At 63.7% G+C, this 18,164-nt stretch carries 17 protein-coding genes; 13 read left to right on the forward strand and 4 right to left on the reverse strand.

What is annotated here, in order from left to right:
• Window positions 1-31: 31 nt before the first annotated feature.
• Genes CAL18_RS17550 through CAL18_RS17560 form a run of 3 tightly spaced genes read left to right on the forward strand, consistent with a single transcriptional unit; the run spans window position 32 to window position 1,864 of the window.
• Window positions 32-892 carry a biotin--[acetyl-CoA-carboxylase] ligase gene (locus CAL18_RS17550; protein WP_026640755.1) on the forward strand — a complete coding sequence of 287 codons (861 nt, stop codon included), beginning with the start codon at window positions 32-34 and terminating at the stop codon, window positions 890-892.
• A complete protein-coding gene (locus CAL18_RS17555) occupies window positions 889-1,689 on the forward strand; it encodes a type III pantothenate kinase (RefSeq protein ID WP_026640756.1) in 801 nt (266 codons plus the stop codon). Before CAL18_RS17550 ends, CAL18_RS17555 begins: the two co-directional genes overlap by 4 nt.
• 10 nt (window positions 1,690-1,699) lie before the next feature.
• Window positions 1,700-1,864, forward strand: a complete 165-nt coding sequence (locus CAL18_RS17560; protein WP_094797563.1) for a hypothetical protein — start codon at window positions 1,700-1,702, stop codon at window positions 1,862-1,864.
• Between the two features lie 589 nt (window positions 1,865-2,453).
• Here the strand turns inward: CAL18_RS17560 and CAL18_RS17565 are convergent.
• Both CAL18_RS17565 and waaC read right to left on the reverse strand, forming a co-directional pair.
• The gene (locus CAL18_RS17565) at window positions 2,454-3,749 is read right to left on the reverse strand and encodes a 3-deoxy-D-manno-octulosonic acid transferase (RefSeq protein WP_094797564.1); all 1,296 of its coding nucleotides are present in this window, start codon (window positions 3,747-3,749) and stop codon (window positions 2,454-2,456) included.
• A gap of 54 nt (window positions 3,750-3,803) precedes the next feature.
• On the reverse strand, window positions 3,804-4,826 hold the full coding sequence (waaC, locus tag CAL18_RS17570) for a lipopolysaccharide heptosyltransferase I (RefSeq protein ID WP_094818418.1): 1,023 nt from the start codon (window positions 4,824-4,826) through the stop codon (window positions 3,804-3,806).
• Window positions 4,827-4,966: 140 nt separating this feature from the next.
• On the opposite strand from waaC, the gene CAL18_RS17575 reads away from it, so the two are divergent.
• The 9 genes from CAL18_RS17575 to CAL18_RS17615 all read left to right on the forward strand — a co-directional run bounded on the left by CAL18_RS17575 (window position 4,967) and on the right by CAL18_RS17615 (window position 15,158).
• Window positions 4,967-6,019 (forward strand): Gfo/Idh/MocA family protein, encoded by a 1,053-nt coding sequence (locus tag CAL18_RS17575; RefSeq protein WP_026640759.1) that lies wholly within the window; start codon window positions 4,967-4,969, stop codon window positions 6,017-6,019.
• A gap of 2 nt (window positions 6,020-6,021) precedes the next feature.
• Window positions 6,022-6,594: an acyltransferase gene (locus CAL18_RS17580; RefSeq protein ID WP_026640760.1), complete on the forward strand. Its 573-nt coding sequence runs from the start codon at window positions 6,022-6,024 to the stop codon at window positions 6,592-6,594.
• 8 nt (window positions 6,595-6,602) lie between these two features.
• Window positions 6,603-7,703, forward strand: coding sequence for a DegT/DnrJ/EryC1/StrS family aminotransferase (locus tag CAL18_RS17585; RefSeq protein ID WP_094818419.1), 1,101 nt, complete (start codon window positions 6,603-6,605; stop codon window positions 7,701-7,703).
• A 21-nt stretch (window positions 7,704-7,724) separates the two neighbouring features.
• Entirely contained in the window at window positions 7,725-8,720 is a 996-nt protein-coding gene (locus CAL18_RS17590; RefSeq protein WP_094818420.1) for an MraY family glycosyltransferase, read from the forward strand.
• 36 nt (window positions 8,721-8,756) lie between these two features.
• The gene (locus CAL18_RS17595; RefSeq protein WP_094818421.1) at window positions 8,757-10,001 is read left to right on the forward strand and encodes a glycosyltransferase family 4 protein; all 1,245 of its coding nucleotides are present in this window, start codon (window positions 8,757-8,759) and stop codon (window positions 9,999-10,001) included.
• 107 nt (window positions 10,002-10,108) lie between these two features.
• Window positions 10,109-11,245: a glycosyltransferase gene (locus CAL18_RS17600; RefSeq protein ID WP_283163505.1), complete on the forward strand. Its 1,137-nt coding sequence runs from the start codon at window positions 10,109-10,111 to the stop codon at window positions 11,243-11,245.
• Window positions 11,242-11,943, forward strand: coding sequence for a lipid II flippase family protein (locus tag CAL18_RS17605; RefSeq protein ID WP_094818423.1), 702 nt, complete (start codon window positions 11,242-11,244; stop codon window positions 11,941-11,943). Before CAL18_RS17600 ends, CAL18_RS17605 begins: the two co-directional genes overlap by 4 nt.
• Before the next feature lie 178 nt (window positions 11,944-12,121).
• On the forward strand, window positions 12,122-13,165 hold the full coding sequence (locus CAL18_RS17610) for a hypothetical protein (protein WP_249278434.1): 1,044 nt from the start codon (window positions 12,122-12,124) through the stop codon (window positions 13,163-13,165).
• 58 nt (window positions 13,166-13,223) lie between these two features.
• The gene (locus tag CAL18_RS17615; RefSeq protein WP_094818424.1) at window positions 13,224-15,158 is read left to right on the forward strand and encodes a nucleoside-diphosphate sugar epimerase/dehydratase; all 1,935 of its coding nucleotides are present in this window, start codon (window positions 13,224-13,226) and stop codon (window positions 15,156-15,158) included.
• Here CAL18_RS17615 and CAL18_RS17620 read toward each other — a convergent pair.
• Both CAL18_RS17620 and CAL18_RS17625 read right to left on the reverse strand, forming a co-directional pair.
• The gene (locus CAL18_RS17620; protein WP_094818425.1) at window positions 15,116-16,333 is read right to left on the reverse strand and encodes a glycosyltransferase; all 1,218 of its coding nucleotides are present in this window, start codon (window positions 16,331-16,333) and stop codon (window positions 15,116-15,118) included. The two genes, CAL18_RS17615 and CAL18_RS17620, sit on opposite strands and share 43 nt — an antisense overlap.
• A complete protein-coding gene (locus CAL18_RS17625) occupies window positions 16,323-17,372 on the reverse strand; it encodes a glycosyltransferase (RefSeq protein ID WP_249278435.1) in 1,050 nt (349 codons plus the stop codon). Before CAL18_RS17625 ends, CAL18_RS17620 begins: the two co-directional genes overlap by 11 nt.
• Window positions 17,373-17,545: 173 nt before the next feature.
• Between CAL18_RS17625 and hisH the strand changes: the two genes are divergently transcribed.
• Window positions 17,546-18,154, forward strand: coding sequence for an imidazole glycerol phosphate synthase subunit HisH (hisH, locus tag CAL18_RS17630; RefSeq protein WP_094818427.1), 609 nt, complete (start codon window positions 17,546-17,548; stop codon window positions 18,152-18,154).
• Window positions 18,155-18,164 lie beyond the last annotated feature (10 nt).

Raw genomic sequence — 18,164 nt, forward strand, 5'->3', positions numbered from 1 at the left:
AAGGCGGTCGCGGTGCCCTACAATCGCGCCCATGCTTACTGACGCCCGCCACACCGATCTGCCCGCGCCCGAAGCGCTGGCGCGCGAGCTGTCCGCGCGGCTGGAAGACTTCCAGTCCATCGCGTGGACGGCCAGCACCGGCTCCACCAACGCCGACCTGCTGGCGCGCGCCCGCGCGGGAGCCGGCACGTGGCTGCTGGGCACGCACCTGCAGCAGACCGGCCGCGGCCGCGCCGGGCGACCCTGGCAGAACCGCAGCGGCGCGGCGCTGATGTTTTCCTGTGCGTTTCCGGTACGCATGCCGGCCAGCCGCCTGCCGGCGCTGTCGCCGCTGGCCGGCATGGCCGCGTGCGAAGCGCTGCGCAGCCTGGCGGGCGGCGCGCCGGGGCTGTGCGTCAAGTGGCCCAACGACATTCAATGGCACGACGCCAAGCTGGCCGGCGTGCTGGTCGAAACCACGCGCGACCCCGCCGTGCCGGGCGGCTATGCCGTCGTCATCGGCATGGGGGTGAACCTGCGGGACGCCGACACCCTGTCGCAGGCGCTGGGGCGGCCCGTGGCCGACTGGACCTTGGTGGCCGAGCAGGCGGGCGGCGCGGCGGCCGGCGCCGCCGATATCGTCAGCGCCGTGGCGCGGGCGTGGCAGGCGGCGGTACGCGAATTCGAAACCGGCGGCTTTGCCGCGTTCCAGCGCCGCTACGCCGCCGTGGACGCACTGAAGGGCCGCGAGGTCAATGTCATCGACCAGGGCGCCGTGTTGTTCAGCGGCACGGCCGACGGCCTGAGCGACGACGGCCGGCTGTATATCCAGACGGCCAGCGAACGGGTGCCCGTATCCGTGGGCGAAATCTCGATCCGGCCCACGGCCGGCCTGGCGGGGAACCGCTCATGATCCTGCTGATCGATTCCGGCAACAGCCGCCTGAAGGTAGGCTGGCTGGATGCGCCCGCCGCCGCTCGGGAACCGGCCGCCGTGGCGTTCGACAACCTCGATCCCGACGCGCTGGGCGACTGGCTGGGCACGCTGGGCCGCACGCCCGGGCTGGCCCTGGGGGTCAATGTGGCGGGCCCGGAGCGCGGAGCCGGCATCCGCGCCGCCCTGGCGCGCCATGGGTGCCCGGTGCACTGGGTAACCTCGCGCGCCCGGCTGCTGCACCTGCGCAACGGCTACACGCAGCCATCGCAACTGGGCTCGGACCGGCTGGTGGCCCTGCTGGGCGTGCTGGGCCGCCTGCCGCAAGACCACGCGCCATTCGTGCTGGCGTCGTTCGGCACGGCCACGACCATCGACACTGTCGGCGCCGACAACGAATTCATCGGCGGGCTGATCCTGCCCGGGCCGGCGCTGATGCGCAATTCATTGGCGCGCGGCACCGCCAACCTGCCCGTGGCCGACGGCCAGGTTGTCGACTTTCCCCTGGATACGCACCGGGCCATTGCGTCGGGTATCGCCGCCGCCCAGGCGGGCGCCGTGATGCGCCAGTGGCTGGCCGCCAGCCAGCGCTGCGGCCGCCCTGCCCAGCTTTATGTGGCAGGCGGGGGCTGGCCCGAAGTGCAGGCCGAGACCGAGATGCTGCTGGCCCTGGCCGGCAAGGCCGCCGGCCAGCCGCCCGCGCCGGTGTACCTGGACCGCCCGGTGCTGGACGGCCTGGCGCTGCTGGCCGGACAGCCAGACCCGCTGTCATTCTGAGGGGCATGCGATGCGCATACTGTTCTTGCTGATCGTGGCGGCCAACCTGTGGGTCTATGCCCTGGGCCAGGGCTGGCTGGGCGCCCGTCCCGACGACGCCGGCCGCGACCGTGCAAACGCCGGGCGGGAACTGAACGCCGACCGCGTGACACTGACACCCCGCCAGGCAGGCTGACCTACCGCCGGCTCACCAGGCGGCGTGCAATTTTCAGGGCGTGTGCCGCTTTGTACGGTGTCTGACACCCAAGGGTGTCAGACACCCTTGCAATGCCGCGGCGGGAAATGCATCCACGCCATACGGTGTCTGACACCCAGGGGTGTCAGACACCCCTGAAACGCCGCGACAGGAAATGCTTCCGCACCATACGGCGTCTGACACCCAAGGGTGTCAGACACCCCTGAAACGCCGCGGCGGGAAATGCATCCACGCCATACGGTGTCTGACACCCAGGGGGTGTCAGACACCCCTGAAACGCCGCGACAGGAAATGCGTCCACGCCATACGGTGTCAGACACCCAGGGGGTGTCTGACACCCTTGAAACGCCGCGGCGGGAAATGCATCCACGCCATACGGTGTCTGACACCCAGGGGTGTCAGACACCCCTGAAACGCCGCGACGGGAAATGCATCCACGCCATACGGTGTCTGACACCCAAGGGTGTCAGACACCCTTGAAACGCCGCGACGGGAAATGCTTCCACGCCATACGGTGTCTGACACCCGAGGGTGTCAGACACCCCAGAACCTGGCGCTGGAAATCCCGCTATAACCACGCCTGCAGCGCCTGCAATGTGCGCCGGGTGGCGCCTGCGTGAGTGGCAGACCAAGCTTGGGCGGCCCGGCCCATGGCCTGGCGGCGTTCGTCGTCGTCGAGCAGGGACTGCGCGGCATCCAGCGCGGCGGGCGGGTCGGCGGCGCGCAGGGCGGCTCCGGCGGCGATGGCATCTTCGGCCGCCTGCTTGAAATTGAACGTATGCGGCCCGACGACGACCGGCACGCCCGCCGCGCAGGCCTCGATCAGGTTCTGCCCGCCCAGCGGGGCGAAGCTGCCCGCCACGATGGCCACGTCGGCCGCCGCGTAATAAAACGCCATCTCGCCCAGCGAATCGCCCAGCACGACGTCAACGGCGCCCTCTACGGGCGGCAAGTCTTGCAGGCGGCCCTGCAGCGCCGAACGGCGCACGCAGGACAGCCCCGCCGCGCGCAACTGCCCCGCGGCGGCGTCGAACCGCTGCGGGTGGCGCGGAATCAATACATAGAGCACCGGGCGCCCCGCGCCGGAACGCGCGCGCATGGCCTGGGCAAAGGGAACATCTTCGCCTTCGCGCGTGCTGGCCACGACCACCACAGGCCGCCCCAGCGCCTGTCGCCAGGCCCGCCCGGCCTGCACTTGATCGGCGGGCAAGTCCAGGTCGAACTTCAGGTTGCCCGTGACGCGGACCCGCCGCGCGCCCGCCTGTTCCAGTCGCCGGGCATCTTCGGGCGTCTGGGCCAACACGGCATCCAGCCCCGCCAGCGCGTCGCGCAGGGCGGTTCCCATCCATCCCGCCTGCCGCAGCGACGACACCGAAAAACGCGCGCTGACCAACGCCATGCGCACCCCTTGCCGGCGCGCCTGCGCCAGCAGGTTCGGCCAGACCTCGCGCTCGATAAGCAGCCCGCAGCGCGGCGTATGCCGCTGCAGAAAACCGCGCACCGCGCCGGGAAAGTCGTAGGGCAGCCAGGTCTGCCGCAATTGCCCCGCGGCAATTGCCTGGCCAAACAGCCGCGCCCCTTCGGCCCGACCCGTCGCAGTCGTATGCGTCAGCAGAACCGGCAGCCCCGCGTCGAGCAGCGCCTGGACCAGCGGCTGGGCCGCGCGCGTCTCGCCCAGGCTGACCGCATGCACCCACACGGGCGGCCGGGCGAAGGGCGCCGGCTCGGCCGGGTCGGCGCGGCCGAAACGCGCCGGCGAAAAAATGCCCCACTCGCCGCCGGCCCGCCGGGCGCGCCTGGCCATCCACAGCCACGCCAGCGGCGCCGCCGCATACAGGGCAAGGGTATAGGCGCCGCGCCGCATGTCAGCCCGCCGCGCCGCGGCTACGGAAAACGCCGGCGGTGCGCGTGCGCATCGTCAGCTGGCCGCCAGGGCCTGGTCTATCGAAGCCAGCACCGCCTCGCGCGAAGGCGGCGCGCCCCGGTCGCCCAGGCTGGCGGTGAAACTCGCGCCGATCAGCGGCGTGCGCACCGGGGTGGACGCCCGGTATATGCCGATCGTCGGCCGCCCCAGCGCGGCCGACAAGTGCGTCAGCCCGCTGTCCAGGCCCACCATGACGCGCGCCCCCGCGAGCTGGCGCGCGATCGAGGTCAGGTCCATGCGCGGCAGCACCTCCACACCGTCCAGGCCTTCGACCAGCGCCTGGGCGCGCGCCGTTTCCTGGGCGTTGCCGGCCAGCAGGCGCAGGGTGCACCCGGCGCCGCGCAGCCGTTCGAACACCGCACGCCAGTCGGCTTCCGGCCAGAGTTTGTCGTCGCGACTGGCCGACGGCATGATGACGGCATAGCCCCGATCGGTGTTCAGGTGGTGATGCGGCCGGGCGCAGCATTCGGTGCGCGCCAGGCAAGCCCGCGCCTGCGCCTGGGCTTCGTCCACAAAGGCTTGCAGGCCAAAATCGGGCGGCCCGGTATACGTGTAGCCAAACGCCAGGGCGGCCAGCGTGCGCTGGCGGATGACGGCGGGCTGCCAGAACTCCACCCGGTGACGCCGCTGGTAAAACAGCGACGCCAGCGGTTCGCGGGCCGACCGCCAGTCCAGCCCGTGGCGCACGCCGCGCGTCTGCCGGACCAGCCAGGCCGACTTCAACAGCGCCTGCATGTCGAGCACGACGTCATATTGCACGGCGCGCAAACGCTCGGCCAGCGCCTGCCGTTCGGCCTTGACCGGCGCCGACCACCAGGCTTTGCGCCAACGGCGATGGGCCACCTTGATGACCTCGTTGACCGCAGGGTGCCAGCCCGGAATTTCTGCGAAAGCCTCTTCCGCCACCCAATCGATCACGGCGTCTGGCACATGGCGGGCGATATCCGAGATTGCCGGCAGCATGTGCACCAGATCGCCAAGTGACGAGGTGCGGACAATGAGAATGCGATTTGCCATCAATTACTAGTAGGAACTTTCCGGCGTATTCGGGCAAAAGACCACAACGGCCTTCGCGTTATTATTAATGGAATGCTTGACCCCGATCCGGGACGGGTCACAACCATGAATCCCGGCAATTTACAACAATCCCACGATTTATGACGTCTCCCCCAATCACCGACCGCAAGGTCCGCTTCGCTCTGGTAGGCTGTGGTCGCATTTCAAAGAACCACATCGGCGCCATCCAGACTCACCAGGACCGCGCCGAACTCGTCGAGGTCTGTGATACCAACCCGGCCGCGCTGAAGGCCGCGCACGACGCCACCGGCGCGCGGCCGTTCGAGTCGCTGGGGGAGCTGCTGGCCCAGAGCACTGCCGATGCCGTGGTACTGGCCACCCCTTCGGGGCTGCACCCCTGGCAGGCCATCGAAGCCGCGCAGGCCGGCCGCCACGTCGTCAGCGAAAAGCCCATGGCCACGCGCTGGGAAGACGGCAAGCGCATGGTCAAGGCCTGTGACGAAGCCGGCGTGCACCTGTTCGTCGTCAAGCAGAACCGCCGCAACGCCACGCTGCAGCTCGTGAAAAAAGCCATCGAGCAGAACCGCTTCGGCCGTATCTACATGGTGACGGTCAACGTATTCTGGACGCGACCCCAGGAGTACTACGACGCGGCGCGCTGGCGCGGCAAATGGGAATGGGACGGCGGCGCCTTCATGAACCAGGCCAGCCATTACGTCGACCTGCTCGACTGGCTGATCGGGCCGGTTGAAAGCGTGTACGCCTACACCGGTACGCTGGCCCGCCACATCGAGGCCGAAGATACCGGCGTGGCGGCCGTGCGCTGGCGGCATGGCGCCATGGGTTCGATCAACGTCACCATGCTGACCTACCCGCAAAACCTCGAAGGCTCCATCACCATCCTGGGCGAAAAGGGTACCGTGCGGGTGGGCGGGGTGGCCGTCAACCGCATCGACGAATGGAAGTTCGCCGAGCCGCATCCGGACGACGACAAGATCCGCGACGCCAGCTACGAAACCTCGTCTGTCTATGGCTTTGGCCACCCGCTTTATTACGACAACGTCATCAGCACGCTGCGCGGCGAAGCCCAGCCCGAAACCGACGGGCGCGAAGGCCTGCACTCGCTGGCCCTGCTGACGGCCATTTACCGGTCGGCGCGCGACGGCGTGCGCATTCCCCTGCCGCTGGACTGACCATGACAACCATTCATCCCACCGCCATCGTGGACGAAGGCGCCCGCATCGGCGCCGACTGCCGCATCTGGCACTGGGTGCACGTTTGCGCCGGCGCCGCGATCGGCGACGGCTGCTCGCTGGGCCAGAACGTCTACGTGGGCAACCGGGTACGCATCGGCAACCGCGTAAAAATCCAAAACAACGTGTCGGTATACGACAACGTCATCCTGGAAGACGACGTATTCTGCGGTCCGAGCATGGTGTTCACCAACGTCTACAACCCGCGCGCGGCCATCGAACGCAAGAGCGAATACCGCGACACGCTCGTGCGCCAGGGCGCGACCCTGGGCGCAAACTGCACCATCGTATGCGGCGCCACCATCGGCCGCTATGCCTTCGTGGGCGCCGGCGCGGTGGTCAACAAAGACGTGCCCGACTTTGCGCTGGTGGTGGGCGTGCCCGCACGCCAGATCGGCTGGATGAGCCGCCATGGCGAGCAGCTTGACCTGCCCCTTGCGGGCAATGCCCAAACTACCTGCCCCCATACCGGCGACCGCTACATACTGACCGACGGCGTCTGCCGCCTGGCCTGAGAGCTCCTATGCAATTCATCGATCTGAAAAAGCAATACCAGGCACTGCGCGACCCCATCAACGCGCGCATCCAGGCCGTGCTGGATCACGGGCAGTACATCATGGGCCCCGAGGTCAACGAACTCGAAGCCGCCCTTTGCGCCCATAGCGGCGCGCGCCATTGCATCACGGTGGCATCGGGCACCGAGGCCCTGCTCATGTCCCTGATGGCGCTGGGCATCGGGCCGGGCGACGAAGTCATCACTACGTCGTTTACCTTCGTGGCCACCGCCGAAGTCATCGTGCTGCTGGGCGCCAGGCCGGTATTCGTGGACGTCGAGCCCGACACCTGCAATATCGATACGTCGCTGATCGAAGCCAAGATCACGCCGCGCACCAAGGCCATCATGCCGGTGTCGCTGTACGGCCAGGTGGGCGACATGGACGAAGTCAATGCCATCGCCGCGCGCCACGGCATCCCCGTCATCGAAGACGCCGCGCAGAGCTTCGGCGCCACGTACAAGGGCCGCAAGAGCTGCAACCTGTCCACCATCGGATGCACCAGTTTTTTCCCCAGCAAGCCGCTGGGCTGCTATGGCGACGGCGGCGCCATCTTCACCGATGACGACGCAATTGCCCAGGCTTGCCGCGAAATCCGCGTGCATGGCCAATCGGCCCGCTACTACCACACGCGGGTCGGCGTGGGCGGCCGCATGGACACCCTGCAATGCGCCGTGGTGCTGGGCAAGCTCGAACGCTTTGAATGGGAAATCGGCCAGCGCATCGAAATCGGCGCCCGCTACAGCCGCCTGCTCGCCGACCTGCCGGCCGGCGCCCGCACCGTCACCGTACGGCCCGACCGCGACAGCGTCTGGGCGCAGTACACCGTCATGGTCCCCAACCGCGACCAGGTGCAGGCCAAACTGAAAGAGGCCGGCATACCGACGGCCATCCATTACCCCCGCCCCATCCACGCCCAACCGGCCTACGCGCAGTATGCCGAAGGGGCCGGCGCCACGCCCGTATCCGACATGCTTGCCGAACAGGTCATGAGCCTGCCCATGCATCCCGACCTGGATCCCGCCACGCAAGACCGGATCGTGGCCGCACTGCGCGACGCGCTTGCCTGATCGCTCTATATTTCGGCTCGCATGACACTTCCAGTTCTTCTGGTCTCGGTCGGCACATTTGCGCTGGCATGGCTATCGACCCGCTGGGCAATAGCACTGGCAACACAGAAAAACCTACTGGACCATCCAAACCATCGCAGCTCGCATGTCCGCGCAACTCCGCGCGGAGGCGGCATTGCCATCGTGCTGGCTCTCTACGCCGGCACGACCGCGCTATACGCGATGGATCTGGTACCCGGGCAACTACTGCTCGCGCTGGCGTGCGGCCTGCCTGTCGCGATTGTGGGTTATGTCGATGACATAATTTCCCTCAGCGCTCGGGTAAGACTACTGGTACAGGCGCTCTGTACCGCCGCCTTATTGTGGCTGGCAGCCCCCCTTCCCGAGCTCTCATTTGGCAGTTATGTCATTCCGGCTCCCGCTGCAGCGGTGCTGTATGGCGTAGGAATCATTTGGCTGACCAATCTCTACAACTTCATGGACGGCATCGACGGCATCGCATCCGGGCAAGCCATAGCGGCAGGTGCGGTGTGGGCGCTTGGGGCGCCTTTGGCGGCACCTGCCGCCCTGGTGCTGATCGGCGCGGTTGCAGGCTTCCTACGTCACAACTGGCCACCCGCACGCATTTTCATGGGCGACGTCGGGAGTGGCTTCTGTGGGTTTACATTGGGAGCGCTCGCGTTGATATGGGCGCGCGATAGCAATACGCCCATCATATGGTGGCTGATTCCATTGGCACCTTTTATTTCCGATGCAACCACTACGCTCGTAGTGCGCATATTGCGCGGCAAGAGGCCGGGCGTCGCCCATCGATCGCATGCATACCAACATTTGGCGCGGCGCTTCAACGCGCATCTGCCAGTAACCCTAATTTATACAAGCATATCCACGCTATTCGCCGGGACCCTGTTCTGGTGGGCAAGCGCAGAGCCCATCCAGCGCGCGTTGCCGGCGCTTCTTGCGTGCACTGTCCCAGTGTGCGTGGTAGCAGCGTTGCTAGGTGCAGGCCGGGATTGACCCTCCCCCTGCTATAAGAACTATGACGACAGCGCAATGAACATCGTGATCTTTTCGCATTACGCCGGTTCTCCTGAACATGGCATGGTGTTCCGAAACTACGCTATGGCAAGAGAATGGGTGCGCCAAGGCCACGATGTGACAATTGTGGCCTCCGGATACTCCCACGTACGCCAACATCAACCGACCTTCAAGGGCCGCGTTGGGATACAGATGCTCGACGGCGTGCGATATGTTTGGCTTTGGGGGCCCCGATATTCGCCTGCAAGCCACTTCGGCCGGGTCGCCAGCATGGGCGCGTATACACTGCAGTGCCAGCTTTTTCCGCTGCCTGCGGGAAGGCGCTACGACGTGGTCATCGCCTCATCGCCGCACCCATTCACCATTTATCCGGCGGCTCGCCTGGCGCGTCGCCATAAGGCGCGTTTGATTTTCGACATCCGCGATTTATGGCCGCTTACCCCTATCCATCTAGGCGACGCCCCTACCTGGCATCCATTTATCCGAGCAATGCAAGCTGCTGAGGACTATGGTTGTCGCCACGCTGATTTGGTGACCGCCGTTCCGCACAACGCGGAACCCTACCTGCAGAGCAGAGGCCTTGCGGCGGGACGCTTCCTGCCGATCGGAAACGGCGCATTGGTAGACACAGTGCCACCTCAGCCCTTGCCAGAACAGCATGCTGCATTACTGACCCACCTACGAGACAGCAATGCATTCATATTGGGATACGCCGGCACACTGGGCCACGCGAATGCAATGGAAGCCGTCGTCGATGCATTGCCTCGAACGCATTCCCGGGTTCACCTGGTCATGATGGGCGACGGTTCCAGTCGAGAGTCACTCCAAAAGCAGGCAGGGCGACTAGGCTGCCTCGAACGTGTGCATTTTCTGGCACCCGTCACACGTCGGCAGGTTCCGAGTTTCCTGAACCGGATAGATGTAGCGTATGTGGGCCTGCATGCTTCCCCTTTGTACGCCTATGGGGCGAGCCTGACAAAGCTTAACGACTACATGCTTGCAAGCGTACCTATACTTTACAGCGTGGGCGACACTAACAATCCTGTGCAGGCGTCGGGGGCCGGGCTATGTTGCCCCCCTGGCGACCCGTCAGCCATTGCGACTGCTATAGATCAGATAGCAGCCATGTCTTCCGACCACCTGCACGCCATGGGGGCGGCTGGACGCGAATGGTGCTTGGCCAATAACTTGGTAGCGCATCACACCAGGCATATTCTGTCCACCCTCGAGCATTTACCCTCTCGAAGCCGGGCAGCGTAACGATACATACGGCCCCCATCCGGTTAATCCGAGATACTTTTAGTCGCATTTTTTATAAGAGCAGGCCGAGTACATTCTTGATGTACTAGCAGACGATAGAATGAATTTTGGCGTCCACCTACACCCCCCGGCGTGTTGCGCTTCTTGGCGCAGCCAATAGCATACATACGGTGCGATGGGCCAATGGCCTGACGCAACGCGGTATAGCCGTGCATTTGCTGTCTCTGCATCGACCTGCACCCGAACTCTCTGACTCGGTCGAATTCCACCCGCTTCCTTTCGGGGCGCCGACAGGTTATTTCCTGGCGGCACCAGCAGTTCGTCGCCTACTGAAGAAAATCGGCCCAGAATTAGTGAACGCCCATTACGCGACAGGGTATGGCCTGTTGGCGCGCCTGGCCGATACGCGACCATTGCTGCTCTCAGCTTGGGGAAGCGACATCTACAGATTCCCCTGTAAGTCGCGGTTGCACCGGCGAATTTTGGCGAGCAACCTGAACCACGCGACGCTGATCGGCTCCACGAGCCACGCGATGGCACACCGCATCAAGGCCGTGGGCAACTTCCCCGTAGTGGTAACGCCCTTCGGGATCGATCATCTCCAATTTTCCCCTGGTGAGCGGCGCCGCCCCTCGACTGCCGGCCCCATCGTAATCGGCGCTATCAAGGGCCTGGAACCCCAATACGGGATAGACACGCTATTGCAGGCCTTCCACATCGTGGTATCACAACTCGAGCGGTCGCATCCGGACATCGCGCGTCGTCTGCAGTTGCGAATCTATGGTAAGGGCAGTCAACTATCTACACTGCAACAATTGGCCCACGAACTTGGCGTGCAAGACCGCGTGGTGTTCGCGGGTTTCATACCCCACGCAGAGGTTCCCAAAGCCCTGGCAGAACTGGATGTCTACGTCGCACTCAGCCGCCAGGACAGCTTTGGCGTCGCGATACTCGAAGCGTCGTCTTGTGGCGTTCCGGTCGTCGTCTCTGATGCAGATGGTCCTGCGGAGGTCGTTGCCGACGATGAAACTGGTTTCATCGTACCAGTGGAGAATCCGGGCTTCGCCGCTGCACGCATCGTGGATCTCGTGCTCGATCCCCAGCAACGCGCCCGCATGGGAGCCTGCGGCCGGGAACATGTACTGCGGCACTATACCTGGGAACACAGTCTTGACGTCATGCTCGAGGCGTATCGTAAAACGCTGCGTCTGGCGCGTTCTGGCACCGGTCCGGACTTGCCATGAAACTGCTCATGCTGCTGGTGGTGGCCAGCTTCTCGATTATTCACCTGCTCGAATTCCTGAGCTACTACGCGCGTGTAGCCGGGAGCCTGGCCGGCAAGCCGGTAACCGGCTATGCCATCCAGAACGCCACCACGACGGTCACACGATTCTTCTATCTGGCGTTGATGCCCATGCTGGGCTTTCTGATCGACCGCAGCCTGCCGCGCGAACATTATCTGTATATGGGGCTGGCGGCCTTAGGCGGCGCCACCATGCTATCGCTGCTTGCCTATGCGCTGCGCTACCGCTGGATCGTGCGGCTGGCCAATTTCATTACGCGCAATGAAGGGCAGCCCCTCATCACACTGGGTGAACTACGCACCAAGCTCGATGCGCCGACCGCACCGGCACCGGCCACCATTGCGCCGTTGGCCGCGGCCGTGTTTCTCTGCTATGCCCTGGGCGTATTGCTGTCGTATTACTTCGCGCTCGTGTTCCATGATTACCGCAGCACGATTTCACAGTTGTCCGGCATCATCAACGGCGGCGCCACGGTGCTGCTGACTTTTATTCTCGAACCCCGTATCGCGCACATTGTCGACAGCCACACGCCTGCCCGAGTTTATGCTGCGGTGCAGCGCATGTTGGTGGGCAGACTGATTGCCGTAGGCATTGCTGCGCCCGCGATTTTTTATGCCATCTGCTCTGCCTTCCCCTGACTATCCGCGCTTCGCATTGGCGCAGCGGCTACTGGTGGCCGCCTGCGTCCTGATGCTGCTGGGCTCGTCGATATACCTGGCCCCCCCGTTACGACCGTTCCATTGGGGCCTAGCGCTGTTGGCCCTGGCGTTCTGCATCGATGGACATACCCGCCGCAGCCTGTTGTACGGCCGAGTCATGCCTGCCGCCATCGCGGTTCTGCTGCTGATATGCGCGCAGGCGCTGTGGGCGCACAGCTTCCCGCGCTACGTACAGTACGCGGTTATCTTCATCATCAGCCTATCGTATGCGCTATTGGGAGAACACCTTGCCCGACAGGGCAGTGCATACCTGCGCTGGCTACCATGGTTGGTGGCGCTATGGTTCTTGATGGCGCTGGTGCCGTGGTTTGATCTCATCACCTATTCCGAGCGCTTTCGTGCGCGCTTTCCGCTTACCGGCGGCCCTTGGGACAACATCAACAACATGGCGACCGCTCTGGTCGTGGTCAACCTGCTGTGGCTACTGGCGCGGCGGCGCCTGTCGTTGGCGTTGTTTGCTGCCGGTTGGCTGTACTGCCTAGTGCTGAATCGGCGGGCCGACATGCTGGGCATGATGGTGCTGGGGGCCGTCTACCTGGTTTTTCTACTGGAGGGATCCTGGCGCCGCAAGGTAACGCTGGCGCTTGCATGGGCCGCCGTCACCGGTGCTGGCTTGTTGTGGCAGCAGTATGGCGGCATGACCCTGCGCGCCCTGCCCCAGATCACCCTGAACGACGGTGAATGGGAATTGGTCGCGTCCCAAGGGGATCGGTCCACTGGCTCGCGCAAGATACTGCTCATGGACATGATCGGCCAAGCCCGCGACATGCCTTGGTGGCAATGGTTAGCGGGAATGGGTGCAGGCCAACTCAACGTGCTATGGCCGACGCGAGAGGGACTGGTACCTTGGGGCTCGCCCCACCTCTTCTGGCTAGAGATGCTGTTCTACGTGGGTGTTGCGTGGCCACTGTTCTTATTATGGCTGTTCTGGCGGCTGGACTGGATCGGCCGCACATGCCTGCTGGTCATCGGTATCGCCGGAATAGCCCCAAGTTCGATGGTTTATTTCCAGCCTTTCTGGTTCTTGTTGGGCGCCATGCTTGCACAGTTGCCCCGTCCAGCATACCGTCGTGCAGCTCTGGCAACTTCGGCTAACCGGGCTGCGGCGGCCGAGTTCGGGCGGGCCCCTGCGCGAGACTGATCTGACCGGGCGTTCCCGGTAAAATTCGCCATCCTTCGACCTCAGGCCCACGTTTTTCATGTTCATGCCCGCTGCCTTGCGACGATTCCTTGTGAATCTGCCGCGCCCCTGCAAGCAAATACTGGCGGCGCTGCTTGACGCCGTGCTGCTGCTAGCGTCGTTCTACTTGGCCGTCTGGGCGCGGTTCGAAGTGCTGTACGTAAACCACTACTATGCGATTCTGTCGCTGGTGGCCTGTGCCAGTGGCGTCACTGCATTAGCAGCATTCCGGGTCTACTATTACATCCTGCGCTACATGAACGAGCGCGTGCTGCTGGGCGTTGCGGGGGGGGTTATCGTATCGGTGCTGGCCGTCACCGCCATCGACACGTTCCTGCGCCTGTCGTTTGGCTTGTCGCGCGCTGTGCTGGTCATCTACCCGCTCATCGCGCTCATCCTGCTGCTAGGCGTTCGGCTGATCGCGCGGCGCGTGCTGTTCCCCGGCACACGTACAGCGGCCGCGGGCCTGCAAACGCCCGTCATCATCTACGGAGGCGGCAGCCTGGGTTCGCAGCTGGCGGCCGCGCTGCGGGCCAGTCCGCATTACCTGCCGGTGGCCATGATCGACGACGATCCGCGCAAACACCGCCTGGTCATGGCGGGCCTGCGCATCTACCCGCCATCGCAATTGGCGCGGCTGGTTGCCAAATACCAGGTCGCGCAGTTGCTGATTGCCATGCCGTCGGCCTCGCGCACGCGCATCCGGCAAGTGGTCGAGATGGCCGAGCCCTTCCGGCTGCGCATTCGCACGGTATCCAGCCTGCGCGAACTTGTCGATCCGCGCCGCGGGCCGCGGCTGCGCGACATCCAGGTCGAAGACCTGCTGGGCCGCGACCCCATTCCGCCCATTCCCGAGCTGCTGGGGCGCTGCGTCACGGGCCGCTCCATCATGGTAACGGGCGCGGGCGGCTCTATCGGGTCGGAACTGTGCCGCCAGATCCTCGAATTGCGGCCGCACCGCCTGGTGTTGTTCGAAATATCCGAACCCGCACTCTACGCTATCGAGCAGGAACTCGTCGCCTTGCGCAATGCCGCCGGCAGCGATACCGAACTGGTTGGCATTCTGGGCTCGGTGCGCGACTACGAGCACTGTCTGCTGCAGTTGCGCCGCCATGGCGTGCAAACCGTGTATCACGCTGCCGCCTATAAACACGTGCCCATCGTCGAACACAACATTGCCGAAGGCATACAAACCAATACCTTTGGCACGCGCGCCATGGCCCGCGCCGCCATCGCAGCGGGCGTGCAAGACTTCGTGCTGATCTCCACCGACAAGGCGGTACGCCCCACCAATGTCATGGGTGCGTCGAAGCGGTTGGCCGAACAGGTGCTGCAAGGCTGTGCGCAAATCGGGTCCGCCACGCGCTTCTCGATGGTGCGCTTCGGTAATGTGCTGGGCAGCTCGGGCAGCGTGGTGCCGCTGTTTCACAAGCAGATCCTCGCAGGCGGCCCCATCACCCTGACGCACCCGGACATCACGCGCTATTTCATGACCATCCCCGAGGCGGCCCAGCTGGTGCTGCAGGCAGGTTCCATGGGCGAGTCGGGCTCGGTGTTCCTGCTGGACATGGGCGAAGCCGTGCGCATCCGCGACCTGGCCGAGCGCATGATCCACCTGTATGGCCTGACTGTGCGCGACGAAGAAAACCCGTCGGGCGATATCGAGATCCGCATCACGGGGTTGCGTCCGGGCGAGAAACTGTACGAAGAACTATTGATCGGGGAAGCTTCGCAAACCACCGAGCATCCCCGCATCATGAAGGCGCGCGAACACTGCCTGCTGCATGCCGAACTGGAAGCCGGCCTGCGGGGGTTGCAGCACGCCCTGCAGGCCAACGACCGGGACGGCGTGCTGCGGCAGCTATGCGAGTTAGTGCCCGAGTATTCGCCGCCCGCGGGGGCACTGAGCGGCTACGCCAGCAGTGTGTCAATTATCGAGACCAGCCGGCGATGATTTTCGGCTGTATTGAAATGCATGCGCTGGGTTTTCAAGGCGTTGGCGCGTAACGCCGCATAGCGCTCGGGAGAATTACGTGCCGCGATGATTTCCCGGGCGGCAACGTCCGTGTCCGGCGTGGCCGGCAGGAGTAAGCCCCCTCCCTCCTGCAACATACAGGGAACACCTCCAACCGCAGTCGCCACGACCGGGATGCCGAATGCCATCGCCTCCATGATGGACACCGGCTGACCTTCCGATTGGCTCAGGTTAATGAAGAAATCTACCGGCGAGTCCCGGTACCACTGCTGAATGCGCGAATGCGGCACCTCTCCCATGAACTCGATCGCTAGGTTGGCAGGCGGCGCAAACCGTCGCAAGCCAGCGTGTTGCTTCGAACAGCCGAAATGGGTCCAGTTCACAGACAAACCAGGCGCTTGGCGCGCAATCGCGGCAGCCAACTGAGCAATGAGCGGTAACCGCTTGTTGGCCGTCGGGTAAGAACACGACACCAATTGAATGCGCTGACCGTCGGGCGTGGGGTTGAGCCTGGGCTCTACTGCCACGCCCAAGGGCGAGATGATGGAGGGCGTCTTGACCCACGAGTACCGTTGCGCTGCATAATCACGCGCCTCTTCCGACAGGAACACGACGCGATCAAGCAGGGGCAAGGTTTGTTCGCGATAGGGAATGTAGCCTCGGTTGTGCGGCCGCTCTTCATATAGGTCATAGCCGTGCGCCCGAGTGATCCTCAACGAACCGTCACGCGGCAAGAACCCTATCCCGGCTGTCTCGCCTTTAAACCAGTATGTGTACAGCACGTCGTACGTACGGCGCTTGCCGAAGCGAAGCATGCTCATTGTTCGCACACTCTCTTTTAGGAAGTGAGCGAATCCAGCCCACTTGCCGTGCCGCATGGCAATGCGCATCTCTTTCCAGAAAAACCCCGCCCTGCCAAGCAATACCATGGTGACGAGTAACTGCCCGGGCTTGTACATGCTGGCAAGCCCACGGTCCACAGTGACTTCCGGGGGAAGATCGGCGTCCAACCGGGCGATCGGCCGCACGGGTGCGATCGTCACCCTGTAGCCGGCGGCGAGAAACGCATGGATCTCGGGCAGGATGAACCCTTTCTCGCGAGCGGCTGCATCAGGATATCCGTTGCTGATGAGCAATAACTGCTTAACGGCCATTCCTGACCACTCTCCCGAATAATGCCAGCCGCGTCGCTTCTTTGATCTCGTGATCAAGTCGACCCACCACGTCCGCCCTGTCGGGGGCACGTCGTTGCCAATCGGCTATATAGCGACGAATGCGCGGCGCCGCCTCAATTACATTGGTTTCTGTATTGGGAATGCGAAGACAGTAGTCGGTATTGTGCAAATCTGGATCGTCATACCCAATGATCACCGGAATCCCGTGGGCCAGATACTCCCGGACCTTGAGCGGCGTAGCTTGTTCCATCTGCTTGCGGTGAAGCGCCAGGGTTCCAAACGCCACGTCGGTATTGTAGTACAGGGCAGTTAACGATTCACCATACAAAGCACCGTGGCAGATGAAATTGGGTGGTCCAGATTCGGTATAACCCGGGACGACAATGTGAAAGTCACAGTCTGCAAGCAGGCCGGCCAGCGCCCTCAGCTTGTCCACCCCGTGCCACGCTTGATTTGGCGAGCCGACGAATAAAAGTTGGGGACGCACATTATTGGGCGGGGGCCGCGGCACGATTGCCTTCACGTCGTAGCCGTTGCCAATAACCGCGCGCAGCGCCGGGCCCGCCTTCACGGTTCGGTCGATCTCTGCGGTAACGGACACGATAGCCCGTGCAACGCGCGGAAAGAACGACCGCGAAAATGAATCCAGTCGATACTTAAGCATCGACTGCTGCCTGTACTCGTGCAAAGCAATGGAATTAAACTCGATTACCAGCGGGGCCACATGGCATGCCCGCACGGCGCCGGGCCACCATAACAACTGTCGCATATAAACAAGGTCGGGTGTCCATGCAGACAGGGCTTCCCGGATTCGGCCATTTGACCGCCATGCAGCCAACGTCGGCTTTCCGCCCGAAGTATCGTTGAACAGATAAGTGATGCAAGGAGCCTGAGGATTATCATTCCGGCGCCGCAACACAAAGTGATGCACCTCGTGCCCCGCTGATCTCCAGAAGCGGGCGTGACTTCTGATCTTCTGTCCGACGCCGGACGAGTCTTCGGGCGACTCAAACGTCAAATACGCGATTCTCATTGTTCCGACTTTAGTTGGGCTGTCGCACTGACCCGAAAACACCCGTCTCCGCACAGGCACGACATTGTAGCGCCGCAGGGCTGCGCGGCAGTAAAATTACGGCTCTCGGTAGAAGCGATGCCCCTCTGCACGGCTGAACGGTAAAAGGACATTTTTCGATGATCAGCATCCTGGACTACGGCGTCGGCAATCTAGGTTCCATCTCGAACATGTTCAAGAGGCTGAATGTGCCGGTTCAGCTGATTTCTGCGCCCGTCGAGGTCATGCAGGCGAAAAAACTGCTGCTGCCGGGAGTCGGGGCCTTCGACGCCGCCATGCAGGCCCTCGCCGATCGCGGGCTCATCACGCCGCTCATCGAAAGTGCGTCGCACCGGCGCATCCCAATGCTGGGCATATGCCTGGGCATGCAGTTGCTCGGGCGCGGCAGCGAAGAAGGCCGCATGAAAGGGCTCGGCCTCGTCGACGCCTATTGCCGGCGCTTCTCGTTCTCGGATACCCGGCTCAAGATTCCCCACATGGGTTGGAACCAGGTACGTCCCATCAGGCCAGGACCGCTGCTGCAAGGATTCGAATCTCCGCCAAGGTTTTATTTCGTGCATAGCTACCACATGGAGTGCATGGATCCGTCCGACATAGTGGGCGAAACAATACACGGTCACCCCTTCACATCTATGGTTCAGCGCGGGAATATCCATGGGGCACAATTTCATCCCGAGAAAAGTCACCGCTTCGGCATGGCGCTATTGCGTAACTTCGCGGGGCTTTGACCACGGGCAC

It is taken from the genome of Bordetella genomosp. 7, assembly GCF_002261415.1.
Taxonomy (GTDB): domain Bacteria; phylum Pseudomonadota; class Gammaproteobacteria; order Burkholderiales; family Burkholderiaceae_B; genus Bordetella_A.